General features: G+C 68.7%; 15 protein-coding genes and 1 pseudogene. 9 read left to right on the forward strand and 7 right to left on the reverse strand.

Annotated features, from left to right (window positions below; genetic code table 11):
- Positions 1-18: 18 nt before the first annotated feature.
- Entirely contained in the window at positions 19-906 is an 888-nt protein-coding gene (locus tag EGH21_RS05060) for a hypothetical protein (RefSeq protein WP_236035425.1), read from the reverse strand.
- 129 nt (positions 907-1035) lie between these two features.
- Between EGH21_RS05060 and hisA the strand changes: the two genes are divergently transcribed.
- Positions 1036-1764, forward strand: a complete 729-nt coding sequence (gene hisA, locus EGH21_RS05065; protein WP_220617399.1) for a 1-(5-phosphoribosyl)-5-[(5-phosphoribosylamino)methylideneamino]imidazole-4-carboxamide isomerase — start codon at positions 1036-1038, stop codon at positions 1762-1764.
- Between the two features lie 31 nt (positions 1765-1795).
- Here the strand turns inward: hisA and EGH21_RS05070 are convergent, their stop codons facing one another.
- Entirely contained in the window at positions 1796-2863 is a 1068-nt protein-coding gene (locus EGH21_RS05070) for a TrmB family transcriptional regulator sugar-binding domain-containing protein (RefSeq protein ID WP_220617400.1), read from the reverse strand.
- A 60-nt stretch (positions 2864-2923) separates the two neighbouring features.
- Between EGH21_RS05070 and EGH21_RS05075 the strand changes: the two genes are divergently transcribed.
- The 6 genes and pseudogenes from EGH21_RS05075 (at position 2924) to EGH21_RS24685 (ending at position 8471) form a co-directional block, all read left to right on the forward strand.
- A complete protein-coding gene (locus tag EGH21_RS05075) occupies positions 2924-4138 on the forward strand; it encodes an MFS transporter (protein ID WP_220617401.1) in 1215 nt (404 codons plus the stop codon).
- Positions 4139-4285: 147 nt separating this feature from the next.
- Positions 4286-4873, forward strand: coding sequence for an imidazoleglycerol-phosphate dehydratase HisB (gene hisB, locus EGH21_RS05080; RefSeq protein WP_220617402.1), 588 nt, complete (start codon positions 4286-4288; stop codon positions 4871-4873).
- A 5-nt stretch (positions 4874-4878) separates the two neighbouring features.
- Positions 4879-5382 (forward strand): TrpY family transcription regulator, encoded by a 504-nt coding sequence (trpY, locus tag EGH21_RS05085; protein WP_220617403.1) that lies wholly within the window; start codon positions 4879-4881, stop codon positions 5380-5382.
- Positions 5383-5417: 35 nt separating this feature from the next.
- Positions 5418-5765 (forward strand): 2Fe-2S iron-sulfur cluster-binding protein, encoded by a 348-nt coding sequence (locus tag EGH21_RS05090; protein WP_220617404.1) that lies wholly within the window; start codon positions 5418-5420, stop codon positions 5763-5765.
- Positions 5766-5797: 32 nt separating this feature from the next.
- Positions 5798-6409: an IMPACT family protein gene (locus tag EGH21_RS05095; protein ID WP_220617405.1), complete on the forward strand. Its 612-nt coding sequence runs from the start codon at positions 5798-5800 to the stop codon at positions 6407-6409.
- Positions 6410-6448: 39 nt separating this feature from the next.
- Positions 6449-8471 (forward strand): annotated as a pseudogene (locus EGH21_RS24685) (dipeptidyl-peptidase 5).
- Between the two features lie 201 nt (positions 8472-8672).
- Here EGH21_RS24685 and upp read toward each other — a convergent pair.
- From upp to EGH21_RS05125, 5 genes are all read right to left on the reverse strand, one after another.
- On the reverse strand, positions 8673-9350 hold the full coding sequence (gene upp / locus EGH21_RS05105; protein ID WP_220617406.1) for a uracil phosphoribosyltransferase: 678 nt from the start codon (positions 9348-9350) through the stop codon (positions 8673-8675).
- A 77-nt stretch (positions 9351-9427) separates the two neighbouring features.
- Complete coding sequence (locus EGH21_RS05110) at positions 9428-12151, reverse strand: TRAP transporter permease (protein WP_220617407.1); 2724 nt, start codon at positions 12149-12151, stop codon at positions 9428-9430.
- Positions 12148-12636 carry a DUF1850 domain-containing protein gene (locus EGH21_RS05115; RefSeq protein WP_220617408.1) on the reverse strand — a complete coding sequence of 163 codons (489 nt, stop codon included), beginning with the start codon at positions 12634-12636 and terminating at the stop codon, positions 12148-12150. The genes EGH21_RS05110 and EGH21_RS05115 overlap by 4 nt, the downstream gene beginning before the upstream one ends.
- Positions 12637-12691: 55 nt before the next feature.
- Positions 12692-13741: a TAXI family TRAP transporter solute-binding subunit gene (locus EGH21_RS05120; RefSeq protein WP_220617409.1), complete on the reverse strand. Its 1050-nt coding sequence runs from the start codon at positions 13739-13741 to the stop codon at positions 12692-12694.
- A gap of 160 nt (positions 13742-13901) precedes the next feature.
- The gene (locus EGH21_RS05125) at positions 13902-14594 is read right to left on the reverse strand and encodes a type 1 glutamine amidotransferase domain-containing protein (RefSeq protein WP_220617410.1); all 693 of its coding nucleotides are present in this window, start codon (positions 14592-14594) and stop codon (positions 13902-13904) included.
- 129 nt (positions 14595-14723) lie between these two features.
- Here EGH21_RS05125 and EGH21_RS05130 point away from each other — a divergent pair, with 129 nt between their 5' ends.
- Both EGH21_RS05130 and EGH21_RS05135 read left to right on the forward strand, forming a co-directional pair.
- The gene (locus tag EGH21_RS05130) at positions 14724-15434 is read left to right on the forward strand and encodes a DUF5828 family protein (protein ID WP_220617411.1); all 711 of its coding nucleotides are present in this window, start codon (positions 14724-14726) and stop codon (positions 15432-15434) included.
- 183 nt (positions 15435-15617) lie between these two features.
- On the forward strand, positions 15618-17141 hold the full coding sequence (locus tag EGH21_RS05135; protein WP_220617412.1) for a phytoene desaturase family protein: 1524 nt from the start codon (positions 15618-15620) through the stop codon (positions 17139-17141).
- The last annotated feature ends 152 nt before the right edge of the window (positions 17142-17293 follow it).

Raw genomic sequence — 17293 nt, forward strand, 5'->3', positions numbered from 1 at the left:
CACAGGTGGCACGGAGCGTTACCGGCCGTTCGTCTCGTCGTCTTCGTCGTCCGGGTCTGCGTTCGCCAGTCGCTCGCGTTTCTCGGCGGCCGTCTCCTCGACGTCGCTGGCCGTCTCTTTGGCGGCCTCGACCTCCTCGGTGACCGACTCGGCGGTCGCCTTCGCGTCGCTGGTCTTGTCCTTGGCCTCGGTCGCCTTGCCCTTCACTTCGGTCGTCTTGTCTTTGGCCTCGGTCGCCTTGTCCTTCACTTCGGTCGTCTTGTCCTTGACCTCAGTCGTCTTGTCCTTCACTTCGGTCGTCTTGTCTTTGACTTCGGTGACCTTCTCGGCCGCTTCCTCGTCACCGGTCTGAGTCGCGGTCTGTTCGACCTCGTCGGCCGTCTGTTCGACCTCGTCTGCCGACTGCTCGACCTCGTCGACGGTCCGTTCCACTTCGTCTGCTGTCTGTTCGACCTCGTCTGCCGTCTGCTCGACTTCGTCGGCCGTCTGTTCCACGTCGTCGGCGGCCTCGTCGACCGTCTCCGCGGCGGTCTCGACCTCGTCGGCGGTCGTCTCCAGTTCCTCGGCGGTCTGTTCGAGTTGCTCTGCGGCCTGTTCCAGTTCGGCCGCCTTGGTGGCGACGTCCTCGTTCGTGCGTTCGAGGACGTTCGCCATCACGAGGAACTGGAGGAGACCGACGACGACGAACGCCGAGATAGCAACGCTGGCGGCGGTCGCGAGCAGCGACGCCACGCCGGCGGACACCGACACGAGACCGAACGCGGTCAGTCCCCAGGCCAGTGACAGGCCAACGGCGACGGCGAGTATCGCCTGTGCGAACAGCCGGTATTGGGCCTCGTACTGCCCGAACATGGCGGCTTCGAGCCGACGAGCCAACGGTGAGAGGATGAGGATTCCAGTAGCCATAGCTGACGTTTCCCACGCCAGCGTAAAAACGTGGGGATGGGCCGGTGTCAGACACTGTGGACGCCCATCGCTGGGCCGCGCGCACGCCGGACCGACACGCTTTCGCCCGCCGCCGACCCAGCCACGTCCATGTTCCCAGAGTTCGAGGTCGTGCCGGCCGTCGACATGCAGGACGGGCAGGTCGTGCAACTGGTGGGCGGCGAACGCGGCACCGAGAAGACGTACGGCGACCCCGTCGAGGCGGCCGAGCGCTGGGTCGCGGCCGGGGCGCGCACGCTCCACCTCGTCGACCTGGACGGCGCGTTCGAGGGCGAACGCGAGAACGCCGACGCCATCGACGCCGTGTTGGACGCCGTCGGGGACGACGTGGACGTGCAGTTGGGCGGCGGCATCCGCACCGCCGACGACGCCGTCTCGCTGCTGGACCGCGGCGTCGACCGGGTCATCCTCGGTACGGCGGCCGTCGAGAACCCGGACATCGTCGCCGACATCAGCGAGTCCCACCCCGAGAGCGTCCTCGTCAGTCTCGACGCGAAAGACGGGGAGGTCGTCGTGTCGGGGTGGACCGAGGGGACCGGACTGGACCCCGCCGAGGCCGCACAGCGCTACGAGGAACTGGGTGCCGGCGGCGTCCTCTTCACGGACGTCGACGTCGAGGGGCAACTGGAGGGCGTCCGGACCGACCCGGTGCGCCGCCTCGTCGAGGCCGTCGACATCCCCGTGGTCGCTAGCGGTGGGGTCGCCACCGTCGACGACGTGGTGGCCCTCGACGACGCGGGTGCGGCGGCCGTCGTCGTCGGGAGCGCCCTCTACGAGGGGGCGTTCACGCTCGAATCGGCGATGGCCGCCGTGGAGTAGCGAGGGCCGCATACTCCGTTCGCGGCCCTCGCTAGCCCTCGTACAGCGTCACCGACTTCGCCCCGAATCCCTCGTAGAACGGGCCGATGCCGCCGTCGGCGTTGCCCGCGGGGACGCGGCCGTCCGGTGTCTCGAAGACGAGGCTGTTCTCCATCGGGAAGTCGTTGGTCGGGTCGCCGACGAGGTTCTGGCGGACGTCGACGACCGGAGCCCGTTCGTACCGTCGCTCGGTGCCGTCGGCGACGTCTTCGAGGGTGACGTCGGCCAGCAACTCCCGACCGGCCGCCCGGTGGAGCGCGGCGTTGGTCGCGGCGGTCCGGAGGTGGCCGTAGGTGGCCGGGAGCGGGTCCGGGTCGGTGACGTAGCGGTCCTCGCCCATCGGCCAGAAGTTGGCGACGGCGTTACCGAAGAACCCGCTGCCGACCTCCCGTGAGGAGAACGCCAGCGCGTACTCCTCGCCGTGCCGGCCGGAGAGGATGCCGTGCGACCCCAGCAGTCCCGTCGTCTCGTCGACGAGGACGTGGACCGGTGGGGCGGCGTCCCACGTCCGCACCACGTCGGCACAGGCGGCCCAGTCGACGTCGAGGGCCTCGGCCGAGAGCGGAGCGGCGGCGAGCAGATAGACGAACACGCCGCGGTCCCGTGCGGCGGCGAGCGCGTCGCGGAGGTGGCTCACCTCGGGGGCCGGGAGGACGAGGAACGCCTCCCGGTCGGCGCTCTCGAGGTAGCGGGCGGCGCGCTTTCGCACCGTCGCCCGCGAGTGGACCACTTCGAGTGTCGGCCCCTCGTCGGCCGGGGCCGTGTACAGCGACTCGACGCTCTCGCGGACCTCGTCGAGTCGCGAGGCGAGCGACCCCAGCGCCTCCTCCGGCGGCCGCGCCCGCAGGACCGTCGGACTGGCCGTCTCGTCGATGGTCACGAGGCCCCGGTCGGTGAGTGCCGCCGCTATCTCGTAGACGTACCCCTGCGAGACGTCTGCGGCCGCGGACACCTCGCCGGTCGTCGCCTCGCCGGCCCGCAGCACCGCCAGATACGCCGCTATCTCCTTCTCCGAGAGCCCGAACGTCGCGAGGTGCTCGCGTAGCGTCTCCGCAGACATGGTCGAAGATTGTGTTATTAGATACAAAATATTTTTCCACTAGTGCGCACAGGCCAACGTATGGGCGAGACGGCCACCGCCACGGCGGCGGAGACGGAAGGCGAGAGCGACGCCCAGCGGACGAGTCGTCGGTGGTGGACCGTCGTCGCGTTCGCGTACATGGCACTGGAGGGCGCTGGCCTGCAGATGCGCGGGGCGGTCATCCCGGCGCTCCGCGAGCAGTTCGGCGCGCCGGAGTGGCAACTTGGGTTGGTCGCGCCAGCCGGGACCGTCGGCTTTCTGGTAATCGTGATGCTCGTCGGCGCCGTCGGCGACCGGTTCGACACCCGCCGTCGGCTCCTGCTGGCCGTCGTCGGCACCGGCGCTGGTATCCTCGCGATGGGCGTCGCCCCCTCGTTCCTGTTCTTCCTCGTGGCACTGTTCGGCCGGGGGATGTTCACCGGCGTCGGCCGCGGGAGCGCCCGTCCGCTCCTGAGCCACCTCTACCCGAGCCAGCGGGGCCGCCTGTTCGGCTACTACGACATGATGTGGGCCGTCGGCGCGACTATCGGCCCCTTGCTCGTGGCCGCAGCGCTCGTCGCGGGCGACTGGCGCTACGCGTACTTCGCGCTCGCCGTGGCGTTCGTCCCCCTCCTCCTGCTGGTCTACTCACTGCCAGCGCCCTCCGTCGGCGGCGGCGACGACCCGATGAATCTGGCCGCCGTCCGGCGGCTCCTCCGCCGGCCAGAGGTGGTAGCGATGGCCGCCGGCGTCTTCCTGACGGCGGGGTTCGAGGGCGGTATCTTCACGTGGCTGACCACCTACGCACAGAGCCGACTGTCCGACACGCTGGCGACGGCGTCGCTGTCGGTCCTGCTGGCGGCGTACGTCCCCGGACGGTTCCTCTCCGGCCGTCTCTCGGAGCGCTTCGGCTACCTGCGCCTGAGTGCCAGTCTCGTGGCGCTGGCGGTCCCGACCTTCTGGTTCACGTTCTTCGTCGCCGAAGGGTACGCGCTCCTCGCGGGCATCTTCACGTTCGGCCTCCTGCTCTCGGGCCTGTACCCGACGCTGGTGGCCTACGGCGTCGACGGCATGCCGGAACACAGCACCCCGGTCAACTCGACGGCAGCGGTCACGTCCGCGGCGGGGTTCGCCGCCGTCCCGGCCATCATGGGCTTCGTCATCAGTGGCTCGGACGTCGTCCGCGCGATGCGCCTCCTGCTGATTCCGCTGTGTGCGCTCCTCGCCCTCTTGCTCGTGGCGTGGTACGTGGCCGGGAGTGTCCAGGAGTCCTAGCCGCGACGACCCAGCCGTCGCCTGCATCTGTCGACTATCGGGTGGAACTTTCTGGCTGTTCGAGTCGAACGGTCACGAACGCACGAGCGTCTCCGAACGTCGCTAGCGGACACAATTCCCATATAGGCGGCCCGTCAGAGTCAACGTATGAGCGACCGCACGGCGGCCGTAACCCGCGAGACGGCCGAGACGGAAATCGAGGTGACACTCGACGTCGACGGCGACGGCGACTCGACCGTCGACACCGGCATCGGCTTCTTCGACCACATGCTCGACTCCTTCTCGACGCACGGCCTGTTCGACCTCACCGTCCACTGCGACGGCGACTTGGAGATAGACGACCACCACACCGTCGAAGACGTGGCTATCACGCTCGGCGAGGCGTTCGAGGAGGCGCTGGGCGAGAAACGCGGCATCGTCCGCTTCGCCGACCGGAAGGTGCCGCTGGACGAGGCCGTCGCCAGCGTCGTCGTGGACGTCTCGGGACGGCCGTACTACGAGTTCGAGGGCGAGTTCTCCCAGAGCGAGGTCGGCGGGATGACCAGCCACATGGCCGAGCACTTCGGCCGCTCGCTGGCGACCAACGCCGGGTTGACCCTCCACTGCGGCGTCGACGGCGAGAACGCCCACCACGAGATAGAGGCGCTGTTCAAGGGACTGGCCCGCGCGCTGGACGACGCGACCCGCATCGACGAGCGGCGGTCGGACGTCGCGAGCACGAAGGGCGAGTTGTAGCGCCGATGTTCGACGAGATAATGGCGAAGTTCGAGGACTCGCCGGGCCAGCAGGCGGTCATCCGCCTCCTGCTGGAGCGGGGGTTCTCGGTCAACGAGGAGGGTCGGGTCGTCTCGGGCGGCATCGAGATTCCCAACACGGGCATCGCTCGCGAAGCCGGCGTCGACCGCCGAGTCGTGAACGCGACGACCGACGCCATCCTCGACGACGAGGAGTTGCGGCGTATCTTCCGGAACATCTCCTCGGTCCCGAGTCTGCTCGATTTGGCACCGGTGCTGGACCTCACCGCCATCACCGTCTCCGTGCGGTCGGCCGAGGAGTCGGGCATCGTCTCGACGGTCACGGGCGCCATCGCCGAGCGGGGTATCTCCATCCGGCAGGTCCTCTCAGAGGACCCGGAGTTCACCGACGAACCGCGCCTGTACGTCATCACCGACGAGGCGCTTCCGGGGGACCTCATCAACGAGATTCGGGAGATGCCGTTCGTCCGGACCATCGAACTGGCCTGAGCGTTTTTTTTCCGGGTGCAAGCCGTCTGGGTGGTATGAGCTACCCCGCCACCGTCACCGTCGAGACGCCCGACGGCGAGGTCCGCGAGGTCGTCGCCGACGAAGGTGCCGTGCTCCGTGACGCCCTCCTCGACGCCGGCATCTCGCCGCACGGCCGCTACGCGAGACGCCTCAACTGCGGCGGCCGCGGCCTCTGTGCGACCTGTGGCGTCCGACTGGCCGCGGCGCCCGACCCCGACCACTGGCACGATGACCTCGCGGACCGCTTCGGCTACCCGCGACTGTCCTGTCAGCTACGAGTCCGGGACGGGATGCGGGTACAGGTGCTCGACAAGCGCGTGTGGGGCGGGCGCGAGACCGACGGCGGGTCGGACGAACGGTAAGGGCTATTCACCCGCCGGGAGTACCGGCGAGCGTGGCAGAGCGCTATCGGACCGTCGCGGAGCGTGCGGAGGCCCGCTTCGAGGTGCAGGGCTCGGAGTTCGTCGGCCGCGTCGCGCCCGTCGAGACTGTCGCGGAAGCCGAGGCGTTCGTCGCCGACGTCCGCGAGGCGTACGCCGACGCGACCCACAACGTCCCGGCCTACCGCGTTCGCGCGTCGCCGTTCCGGGAGTACTCGAGCGACGACGGCGAACCCAGCGGGAGCGCCGGCAAACCCGTGCTGAACGTCCTCCAGCAACGCGAGATAGAGAACGTCGTCGCCGTCGTCACCCGCTACTACGGCGGGACGAACCTCGGCGTCGGCGGACTCGCTCGGGCGTACGGTCGGGCGGTCAAGGACGGCGTCGACGCCGCGGGCGTCGTCGAGTCGGTGCCCCACGAGCACTTCACGGTCACGGTCGAGTACGACGATTCGGGGAGCGTCCGCAGTCTGCTGGAATCGGCCGACGTCGAGTTCGAAGCCGACTACGAGGCCGAGGTCACCTTCGCCGTCCGCGTCCCGAGCGAGGACGGCGCGGGCCTGCGTGACCGCATCCGCAGTGCGACCAGCGGTCGGGCGACCATCGACGCCGACGCGGGCCGCTGAGGCCCGAACGACTTTCACGGACCGACCGTAGGGTGGGGTATGCCCGGCCGACCCATCGAGGCGGCGGATTATCACGACGTCGCGACGCCCGAGGACCCCCGAATCTCACCCGACGGCGACCGCGTCGCGTTCGTCAGGCGGGAACCCACCGACGAGGAGCGCTACGAGCGAACGGTCTACGTCGTCCCCACCGACGGCGGCCCGACGCGACGGTTCACGCTCGCGGAGGGCGAGGACGCCGAACCCCGGTGGTCACCCTCCGGGGACCGCCTCGCCTTCACGTCGACGCGGGGGGCCGCCGACGACCGACAGCAACTATGGGTCCTCCCGACCGACGGCGGCGAGGCCCGGCAGGTGACCGACGTGGTCGGCGGCGTCTCGGACGTCGAGTGGCGTCCCGACGGCACCGGCATCGCGTTCGTCCAGCGAGTCACGCCCGAGGACAGGGACGCCGACCGTGACCTGTCGGTCCCCGAGGAGTACGACCCCGAGGACCCGGACCCGCGCGTCGTCGACCGGACGGTGTACCGGACCGGCCAGCAGTACTTCGACGGCGGCCGACCGCAGGTGTACGTCGTCGACGTGACCAGCGACGAGGTCCGGCGAATCACCGACTGCGACCACGACCACGCGAGTCCGACGTGGGGCGACGCCGAGACGCTGTACGTCGCGGCGCAGAAGGTCGGCCCGGACCCGGACGACGACGTTCGCTACGACGTCGTCGCCCACGACACCGGGACCGGCGAGCGGACGGACGTCCACCGCTCGTCAGGGTGGGCCGCCGGCCTCGCGGCAACCGCCGACGGCCGTATCGCCCACCTCCACAACGAACGCGAGCGCTCCTCGATGCAACCGACCGACCTCCACGTCTACGACCGGGCCAGCGAGACGCTCCACGACGTGACCGCGCCCATCGACCGCTCGCTGGGACTGGACGCCGCGCCGGTCTGGGGACCCGAGGGCGAGACGCTGTACTTCACCACGCCGGACGAGGGCCAGACCGCAGTCTGGCGCGCCCAGGGCGACGCCAGCGAGGCCCCGGAGCGACTCCACCGAGGCGGCGACGTCGACGGCCTCGACGCCGGGGCCGAGGCCGTGGCCCTCACGCGGAGCGAGGCCGACCACCCCGGCGACGTGTTCCTCGTGCGCGACGGCGAGGCCCCGCGACGCCTCACCGACCTGAACGCCGACTACCTCGGTTCGGTGGCCGTCGCCGACCCGGAACCGCTCGTCGTCGAGTCCGAACAGGGCCGCGTCGAGGGGTGGGTGCTCACGCCACCGTCGTTCGACCCGGACGAAAGCTACCCCCTCGTCGTCGAAGTCCACGGCGGCCCCCACGCGATGTGGACCGACAGCGGGACGGTGTGGCACGAGTTCCAGACGCTGGCCGCGCGGGGGTACGTCGTCGCGTGGTGCAACCCGCGCGGGTCGACGGGGTACGGCGAGGCGTTCATGCAGGCCATCGAGCGAGACTGGGGCGCAGTGACTCTGACCGACGTCGAGGCCGTGGCCCGCGAGGTGGCCGAGCGACCCTACGTCGACGACCAGAACGTCTTCCTCACCGGTGGCTCGTTCGGCGGCTACCTCACCGCGTGGGCCGTCGGTCACACCGACTACTTCCGTGCCGCCGTCTCCCAGCGCGGCGTCTACGACCTCACGGGGTTCTACGGGTCGACCGACGCCGCCTACAGACTCGTCGAGGGCGACTTCGACACGACGCCGTGGGGGGACCCCGAACGGCTCTGGGGCCACTCGCCGGCGGCCTACGTCGACGCCGACGCTCGTCCTCCACTCGGACGACGACTACCGCACGCCGGCGAACACGGCCGAACTGTTCCACCGCGGCCTCCGCAAGCACGGCGTCGACACGCGACTGGTCCGGTACCCCCGCGAGGGCCACGAACTCTCCCGCTCGGGCGAACCGAGTCACGTCGTCGACCGCATCGAGCGCATCGCCCGGTGGTTCGACGGCTACTCCGCTCACCACGACGCCGACCGGGCGCTCGAGCGACCGGCGGACGCGGGCCTGTCGGCCGGCGACGCGGACGCGTCCGACGAGTGACAGTTCGACGGGCGACTAGGCGGGCCGGGCCTTGACCAGTCATGCGTGCGTCTGACGGCGTTTCGGGTGGAGGGGCAAACAAGCCTTCGTCTATCGGTTCTCCAGCCGAAGAAAGGGGGTTCGACAACCGACGAAGAGACCGTCGGAATCGGGGTGTCACGCCTGTTGTGTGGTCCTACCTAAAGGGATTTCGCGTCGCGCTCAGTCCGTGCGGAACGCGCGGTCGCCGGCGTCGCCCAGTCCCGGGACGATGAAGCCGTCGTCGTCGAGTTCGTCGTCGATGGCGACGGTCAGGAGGTCCACGTCGGGGAACGCCTCGGCGACGCGGACGACGCCCGGCGGGGCCGACACCGCCGAGAGGACGATGAGTCGCTCCGGGTCGGGGCCGTCGCTCGTGATGTGGTCGAGGACCGAACACATCGTCGACCCGGTTGCCAGCATCGGGTCGGCGACGATGACGGTGTCGTCCTCGCTGATGTCGGGCATCTTCTCGTACTCGACGGAGATGGGGAACTCGCCGTCCTCGTTCATCCCCGCCGACTCGTCGCGACTCGCGGAGATGACGCCCTGCCGGGCGCGGGGGAACGCCTTGAGCAGGCCCTCGACGAACGGCGTCGCGGCCCGGAGGACGTTGACGATGACCACGTCGTCGAGTCCTTTCACGCGTTCGCCCATCGTCGTCGTCAGCGGCGTCTGAATCTCGGTGTACTCCGTCTCCATCCGACCGTCGATTATCTCGTAGCCGCAGATGCGGCCCAGTCGGACCAGCCCCTTCCGGAACTCGACCTGTTCGGTCTCGACGTCGCGCAGTCGCGACAGTTCGTCCTTCGCGAGGGCGTGCGTGACGAGCGAGGCGTCACCGCGCTCTTCGATAGTCATACCCGGCCCGTCGGTGCGCGCCGATTAAACTGTGACGACATTCGCGTGGGCCGGGTCGGCGGCGACGGGCCGCCGGGTCAGGCCGGTTCCGGACTCGGAGCGGAGTCCGTGACGGCCTCGCCACGGCGGCGGTTCTCCAGCATCAGCGCGACGAACAGCACGAGACCGACCGCCCGGAGACTGACGTCGACGACCAGCGTCACCTCGCCGGCGCCGCCGAAGCCGGCCAGTCCGAGGAGGTCGAACAGCCCCGAGACGGCCAGTCCGGGCGCCATCAACAGGAGCGAACTGACCGCGAAGGCGACCCGCTGGCCCCGGGAGACCGGGGCCTCGACGAACCCGATGACCGTCGCCGCCAGCGCCACGACGCCGAGGAACACCCCGGCGACCGGGACGAACACCTCGAAGATGGCGAATCCGGGGTCCAGGAAGTCGGTTAGCTGGACGACGCGGTACTGTTCGCCCAGCGGGAGTTCCGCGGCGTTCTCCTTGCGCCGCAGGAGGACGATACCGGGCGCGAGGATGAACGCGAACGGGACGATAGCCTTGTTCAGCGACAGCGAGAACGCCTCGATGCCCGTCTGGAAGGCGTCGGACTTGGCCACCCCCGAGGCCGCGTAGGCCGCGACCGCCACCGGTGGCGTGATGTCGGCGATCACCCCGAAGTAGAGGATGAACAGGTGGGCGGCCAGTTCCGGCACGCCGAACCCCACCAGCGCCGGGGCGAGCAGGGAGACGAGGATGATGTACGTGACCGTCGTCGGCATCCCCATGCCGAGGATGATGGAGGCGACGGCGGTCACCAGCAACAGCAACACGAGCGACCCGCCGGCGACGGCCCGGATGAGCGCCACCAGATTCGGGCCGAGACCGGAGACGCTGATGACGCCGGGGATGATGCCCGCCGCGGCGACGGCGATGACCACCGGCACCGCCGTCCGCGCGCCGCTCTCCATGGACTTCCCGAGGAAGACGGTGAGTCGGTAGAGGCCGTTCTGTGCCAGTTCCGACTGCCCGACGGCGTCGGCCGTCGTCTCGGCGGCGTCGTCGACGGCGTCGTCGAACGACAGGATGGGCGAGTCGAGATACGGCTTCGTCGCCAGCGTCACGACACCCGCGACGATGGCCATCCCGCCGAGGCCGCCGACCGTGGCCGCGAAGGCCGCCTGCACCGACTGGCCGCCGGTGCCGTCACCGAGGAGTGCACCGAGGAACCCGACGCCTGCGAGCAGTTGTGCGAGGAAGTTGGCGACGAACAGCGCGCCGAAGACGGCACCGAGGCGTCCCCGTGTCTCGTCGCTGTACGCCGCCACGAGGGCGACGAGCGCCCCGATAGCGATGAGCGTGAACCACGCCGACCGGGCGACCGAGAGACGCTCGATGATGAGGTAGTACAGCAGGAGGCCGATGGGCACGAGGTAGAACCACCCGCTCTTGAGGTGTTGCCGGATGTCCACCAGTTCGGAGGGGTCGAGACCGCCGATGTTGCGTTTGGTCGCCTCGAAGTGGACCATCACCCAGACGCCGAAGAAGAAGACGATGGCCGGGATGGTCGCGGCGATGATGACGTCGCGGAACGGCGTCACGGTGTACTGGACGATGAGGAAGGCGGCGGCGCCCATCACCGGCGGGAGAATCTGGCCGCCCGAGGAGGCCGACGCCTCGACGCCGCCGGCGAACTCCGGCCGGTAGCCCGAGCGCTTCATCAGCGGAATCGTGAACGCGCCCGTCGTGACGGTGTTGGCGATGGACGAGCCCGAGATGGTGCCCATGAAGCCACTGGCCAGAATCGACGCCTTCGCCGGTCCGCCCCGTCGGGTCCCCGTCGCGCCGTACGCGAGGTCGATGAACCACTGGCCGGCCCCGGACATCTCCAGGAACGCGCCGAACAGGATGAAGATGTAGATGAACTGCACGGACACCGTGACCGGGATGCCGAACACACCGTTCTCCGTGTTGTACCAGAGGTTCTGGACGATGGAGGTCCAGTCCAGCGGCGGGATGGAGAGGACGCCGACGTAGGCCGCGTTCTGTGGGATGAGGAAGCCGAAACGGGCGTAGACGACGAACGCCGCGACGATGACCATCAGGTAGAGGCTGATGGCCCGCCGGGTCGCCTCCAGCACCAGCAAGACGCCGACGACGCCCAGCACGAACGCGTAGGAGGTGTCGGTGAGCGGTCCGAGGAGTCCGGCGAGGGGTTCGAGGAACGTGAACACCTCCTGTATCGGCCGCCCGGACTCCAGTCCGAGCGCGCGCATCCGCTGTATCTCGCTGAAGTCGGTGATGAAGTACGCCGCCGCGAGCACCGAGATGCCCATCAGCACCACGTCGAACGGCGTCACGCGGTCGAAGTCCGGGTCGACGAACACCCACGCGAGCGCGCCACCGACCCCGCGAACCGCTCGCGTGACGGGGTGGTCGGCGCCGAGTCGGCCGTCGAGCCACCCCGCAAGCGCGATAGCGCGCCGCGACAGCGGCCCGTCGCCGGTCGAGGTCGGATACAGCAGGAAGGCGAGTACCAGCCCGAAGGCGACGTGGATGGCGTTTATCTGGAGTAGCTGGAGCGATGCGAACTGAATCGTGCCGAACCCCGGCAGGTCGATAGAGAGGACGAACCCCTTCGCTGCCAGCCACATCTGGAACAGCGAGAAGGAGATACCGACGACGGCGACGACGACCGCCGTGGCCCCCTGTAGAGACCGTTTGCGCTCTATCTCCTGTAAGACCTCCTCTACTTCTTCGTCGGAGACGGCCGCGTCCTCCGTCGAGCCGTCGTCGTCAGGTGGTGTCGTAGTCATGTATCCAGTGAATCCGTGGCGGTCGCGAGCGCCGACCGCCGGGTGAGGTGGAGGGTCACCGAGCGCTCGTCGGTCAGTGCAACCAAGTCGTAGGTCCGGTCGCCCACGTGGAGTCGGTGCCCGGCGACCGAGCCGGGCGCGACGGTAAGCCGGGTGTAGACGCCCGGCGGGTCGTAGACCAGCGTCCCGTTCTCCCGGGTGACGTTCGCGCGACTCGGCAGCCCCCACCCGTACGATTCGAACTCCATCCGAGTCATCACGAGGCGGTCACCGCGGACGGTGTAGCCGTCGTAGACCCGGGTCTTCTCGACGCTGTGGGTGTACTCCAGCGCGACGGTCGTCCCGTTCTCGACCGGGACGGTCAGGTACGTCTCCCCGGTCTCGGCGTCCTCTACGACGAGGGTCCGCTGGGTCGGGACGGCCGCGACGGTCCCGACTGCGAGCACCGCGGCGAGCACGAGTGCGACGGCGACGCGCCGACTCATGTCGTGGGTATCTGATTGACGCGGTTGGCGGGCGATACGGACACCACGGGTCGGGTCAGCCCTCGAAGTAGGCCGCCGCTCCGGGGTGCAGTTCGATGGACATGCCGTCCTGTGCCGAATCCCTGCTGATGAAGTCCGTCTTGATGGTGAGTTGGTCGACGTTGTCGAAGATGGACGCCGTGACCGTCTGGACCGTCGACTCGGACAGTTCACTGCGGGTGGCTATCATCGCCTGCACGGCGACGGTATCGACGGCCTGTTCGACGCCGGTGTAGGTCCCTGCGGGGATGGTGTCGTCGGCGAACCACGACGCCGCGTCTTTGACGGCCTCGCGGTTGTCGCCCTCGATGGGGACGATGACGAGGTCGTTCGTGTTCGCGAGGTCCTCGATGGCGCCGACGGGCCACCCGCCGACGACGAACGCCGCGTCGATGTCGCCGTTCCTGAGCTGGTCGGCCGCCTGCGAGAAGGAGGCGTTCTGCTCGTTGAAGTCGGAGATGCCGACGGCCTCCAGAATCTGGAGGGCGTTGACCTGCGTCCCCGACCCGAGGTCACCGGTGTTGATGGTCGCCCCCGAGAGGTCCGACAGTTGCGTGATGCCCGTGTCGGCGAGCGTCACGACCGTGATGGTCTCTGGGTACAGCGTCGCGACGCCCATCAGGTTCTCGACGGCGTTGCCCTGGAACGCCTCGATGCCGGTCCCGTTCTTCGCGAAGGAGGCGATGTCGTTCTGGATGAGCGCGAAGTCGGCGTCCCCGCTGGCGAGGTTGCCGACGTTCTCGACGCTCGCCCCGGTCGACTGGACGTTCAGTGTGAAGTCCGTGTTGTCCTCGACGATAGTCTTGAACTCGTTCGAGAGCGGGAAGTACGTCCCGCCGGTCCCGCCGGCGTGCCACGAGAGGCGCGTCTCCGTCTGTCCGCCACCGTCGCCGCCGTCGCCCGTGGTCGTCGTGTCGCCGCCGTCCCCGCCGTCCCCACCGTCGCCGCCATCGGTGCCGCCGTCGCCACCGCCGTCCCCGCCGTCTCCGCCACAGCCGGCGAGCGCTGCGACTCCTGTTATGCCTGCGGTCTGGATGAAGCGTCTTCGGGTGTGCTTTTCCGTCATACGGGCGGTCCTATCGTAGGGGATATATATTAAGATACGTGTGATTAAAGCGGCTATGTGAGTTACATTAGGACTATGTACCACAGTTTTTCTGCTTTTTCTACTGTATTAAAAAAGACAGATCGGGCGGTGCGGCGACTCGCCCGCTCGTTCGAACGGCTCAGGCCGGGTGTTCGACGCCCAGTTCGTCCAGCAGGGTGCGGGCGGCCGCCGCCGAGGAGGGCGGCCCCCGGGCGGTGACGAGGTCACCGTCGACGGTGACACTCGTGTCGGCGTCGAGTTCGGCGTCCCACTCGGCGCCGACGGCCTCGACCTCGTCCTCGACCCAGTAGGGGAGTTTCCGGCCGTCCGGCATCAGGTCGTCCTCGTCGACGATGCCCTCTTCCCACGCGTTCGGGAACCCGGTGACCGACCGGCCCGCCGCGAGGAACCCGCCGTCGCTGTCCCGCGTGAACGCGAGGATGCCGACGGCGTGACAGACGACGAGCGCTTTGCCGTCGTCGCCCTCGACGGCGTCCCGCAGGAGGCGACGCGCGTCGGAGTCCTGATTGACGTCCCACTCCGTGCCGTGGCCGCCCGGGAAGACGACGGCGTCGTAGTCGGCGGCGTCGACCCGCGCGATGGGTGTCGGGTCGTTCAGTCGCTCGTCGTTCTCGTGGACGTCCATGATGTGTTCGGCGGCCTCCTCGCCGATCTCGTCCGGGTCGACCGAGCGCTCGTCGACGACCGGTTTGTCGCCCGTCGGCGTGGCGACGGTGACGTCGACGCCCGCGTCGGACAGCGTGGTCAGCGGTTCGATACACTCCTCGCCCCAGTAGCCGTGCTCGCTGACTACGAATAGTGCGGATGGCATCGACGAATAGTACACGGTCGACCCTGATAAGTGGCCGCCGCCCGTCGAGGCGGAAACGCTTAACCGGACGGAGCGACAATACTTTTCAACTGAGGTAACAGACCGTCGTTACCACGAACTCGTTCTACAATGGCAGACATCGAAGAGAGCGTCTCCGGATTCAAGACACAGGGTGGTTGGGTCGCCGTCGTCGAACACGGCGAGCGAATCACACAGGCACTGAAAGACCTCGTCGCGGACGACGACGTCACGACCGACTTCGAGGAGGGCGCCCTCTCGGAGTTCGACGAGTGGCGTCCGAAGAGCCACGAGCGGCTCGACGAGGACGTCAACGAGAAGACCGCCGAGCAGGCCAGCGTCGACGAAGGGAAAGGCGAACAGGCAGGCAAGAACCCCGACGAGGACCTCCAGAAGGCCGGCGAGAAGTTGAGCGAGTCCTACGAGAAGTTGGACGAACCCGACGAGGCGATGGACAAGTGGGGCGAGTCCGTCGACTACGTCGCCCGCGCCGCGGACTCCGCGGGCCGGAAAGCGCTCCGGAAGGTCGAGGACGCCGTCTACAAGAACGTGATGACCCAGATAGCGCCGTACTACTTCGACAACGAACTCGTCAGCGCGAACCTCCGGCGCATCGGCGACGAGGACCGCCCGGAGTACGTCTTCGAGGTCAACGTCAACGACGACGACCTGAAGATGCGCGTCTCGAACCGACTGGCCGACTACGACCAGTCGGTCGACCGCTGGCACGTCGACACCGAGAAAGTGACCGAGGCCGTCGAGGCCGCCGAAGGTGTCGACGCGGTCGAACCGGGCGAGGAGACCGATGCGAAGACGAACTGAGCGCAGTCCCGTCTGCGCGGCATCGTCTTCCAGCATCGCAGACGCGAAGACGAACTGAGGCCCCCTCTGTGTCGACCACCACGTCCCGGGCCACCGACCGAACGGCCGTCCCGGACGGGTGGGTGTAAGAACCCACAGAACCGCGGGTGACGACCTACCCACGGACTGTCCCTAGGGCCGGCGATGACGCCCACGCAGACACCCACGACGAGGACGCCGCTGGCCGGACGGACGGCGACGGTGGTCGGCGCCGGGTTCGGGGGGTTGGCGACGGCCTGCTACCTCGCCGACGCCGGCGCGGACGTGGCGGTGCTGGAACGCCACGAGCGCCCGGGCGGGCACGCCAACCGCATCGAGGACGGCAGGTTCGCCTTCGACACCGGGCCGTCGTGGTACCTCATGCCCGACGTGTTCGAACGGTTCTTCGGCCACTTCGGTCGGGCCCCGAGCGACTACTACGACCTCGTCCAGTTGGACCCCCACTACCGCGTCGTCTGGAAGGAGGGCGACGAGAGCGACGTCTGTGACAGCGTGGACGTGCGGCCCGACATGCGGCACAACCGCGCGGTGTTCGAGTCCTACGAGGACGGCGCGGGCGAGGCACTGGAGCGCTACCTCGAGGAGGCCGAACACACCTACGAGGTAGGGATGGAACGGTTCGTCTACGAGGACCGCCAGCGCCTGCGCGACTTCCTCGACGTGGACGTCCTCCGGTCGGCCCGTGGACTGACCTTCCTCGGGTCGATGCAGGACCACGTCGCGGACTACTTCGATCACCCGAAACTCCGCCAACTGCTGCAGTACACGCTCGTGTTTCTGGGCGGGTCGCCGTACAACACGCCGGCGCTGTACAACCTGATGAGCCACGTCGACTTCGAACTCGGCGTCTACTACCCCGAGGGCGGACTGTACAGCGTCGTCGAGGGGTTGGTCGCCCTCGCCGAGGAACTCGGCGTCTCGGTCCGGACCGACTGCGAGGTGTCGGGGCTGGCCCGCGCGAGCGACGGCGTCACCGTGGTCACCGGCGACGGCGTCGAGACGCGCGACGTCGTCGTCGCGAACGCCAACCTCGCGCACGTCGACCGGGACCTCCTGCCCGAGGGCACGCGGGAGTACCGCGAGGGGTACTGGGACGACCGGACCTACGCGCCGTCGGCGTACATGCTGTATCTGGGCGTCGAGGGGAGCGTCGACCCGCTGGAACACCACACGCTGCTCCTCCCCGAGGACTGGGAACCGCACTTCGAGAGCATCTTCGAGGACCCGCGCTGGCCCGAGGACCCCTCCTACTACGTCAACGTCCCGTCGGTCACCGACGACAGCGTCGCCCCGGCGGGCCACGAGACGGTCGTCGTCCTCGTCCCCGTCGCGCCCGGACTGGACGACGACGAGGGGACCCGAGGGTGGTTCCGCGAGCGGGTCCTCTCGGACCTCGCGACCCACACGGGCGTCGACCTGCGGGACCGCATCGTCGTCGAACAGGAGGCCTGCGTCTCGGAGTTCGCGGAGCGCTACGACGACCCGCAGGGGACGGCGCTGGGACTGGCACACACCCTGCGCCAGACCGGGCCGCTCCGCCCGGGCCACCGGTCCTCGGCGCTCGACGGCCTCTACTACACCGGGTCGTTCACGACGCCGGGCGTCGGCGTCCCGATGTGTCTCATCAGCGGACAACACGCCGCCGACGCCGTCGTCGCGGACCACTGACGCTACCCACGACGGCACCGTGGCTCGAACGCAGACACTGTCGGACCGAGATTTCGTTTACACGCGGTAAGTAACGAACGCACGGCCACACCATGTGTATAGTTACCATACCCCTCCGCTTCGGGTGGAGATAGCCGACGCGGCGAACGGTA

This window comes from Haloarcula rubra, assembly GCF_019599465.1.
Taxonomy (GTDB): Archaea; Halobacteriota; Halobacteria; order Halobacteriales; family Haloarculaceae; genus Haloarcula; species Haloarcula rubra.

Excerpts from the sequence above, each read along its gene's own strand:
- EGH21_RS05060 (WP_236035425.1), bottom strand. The coding sequence starts at position 906 with ATGGCTACTGGAATCCTCATCCTCTCACCGTTGGCTCGTCGGCTCGAA.
- hisA (WP_220617399.1), top strand. The coding sequence starts at position 1,036 with ATGTTCCCAGAGTTCGAGGTCGTGCCGGCCGTCGACATGCAGGACGGG.
- EGH21_RS05070 (WP_220617400.1), bottom strand. The coding sequence starts at position 2,863 with ATGTCTGCGGAGACGCTACGCGAGCACCTCGCGACGTTCGGGCTCTCG.
- EGH21_RS05075 (WP_220617401.1), top strand. The coding sequence starts at position 2,924 with ATGGGCGAGACGGCCACCGCCACGGCGGCGGAGACGGAAGGCGAGAGC.
- hisB (WP_220617402.1), top strand. The coding sequence starts at position 4,286 with ATGAGCGACCGCACGGCGGCCGTAACCCGCGAGACGGCCGAGACGGAA.
- trpY (WP_220617403.1), top strand. The coding sequence starts at position 4,879 with ATGTTCGACGAGATAATGGCGAAGTTCGAGGACTCGCCGGGCCAGCAG.
- EGH21_RS05090 (WP_220617404.1), top strand. The coding sequence starts at position 5,418 with ATGAGCTACCCCGCCACCGTCACCGTCGAGACGCCCGACGGCGAGGTC.
- upp (WP_220617406.1), bottom strand. The coding sequence starts at position 9,350 with ATGACTATCGAAGAGCGCGGTGACGCCTCGCTCGTCACGCACGCCCTC.
- EGH21_RS05110 (WP_220617407.1), bottom strand. The coding sequence starts at position 12,151 with ATGACTACGACACCACCTGACGACGACGGCTCGACGGAGGACGCGGCC.
- EGH21_RS05115 (WP_220617408.1), bottom strand. The coding sequence starts at position 12,636 with ATGAGTCGGCGCGTCGCCGTCGCACTCGTGCTCGCCGCGGTGCTCGCA.
- EGH21_RS05120 (WP_220617409.1), bottom strand. The coding sequence starts at position 13,741 with ATGACGGAAAAGCACACCCGAAGACGCTTCATCCAGACCGCAGGCATA.
- EGH21_RS05125 (WP_220617410.1), bottom strand. The coding sequence starts at position 14,594 with ATGCCATCCGCACTATTCGTAGTCAGCGAGCACGGCTACTGGGGCGAG.
- EGH21_RS05130 (WP_220617411.1), top strand. The coding sequence starts at position 14,724 with ATGGCAGACATCGAAGAGAGCGTCTCCGGATTCAAGACACAGGGTGGT.
- EGH21_RS05135 (WP_220617412.1), top strand. The coding sequence starts at position 15,618 with ATGACGCCCACGCAGACACCCACGACGAGGACGCCGCTGGCCGGACGG.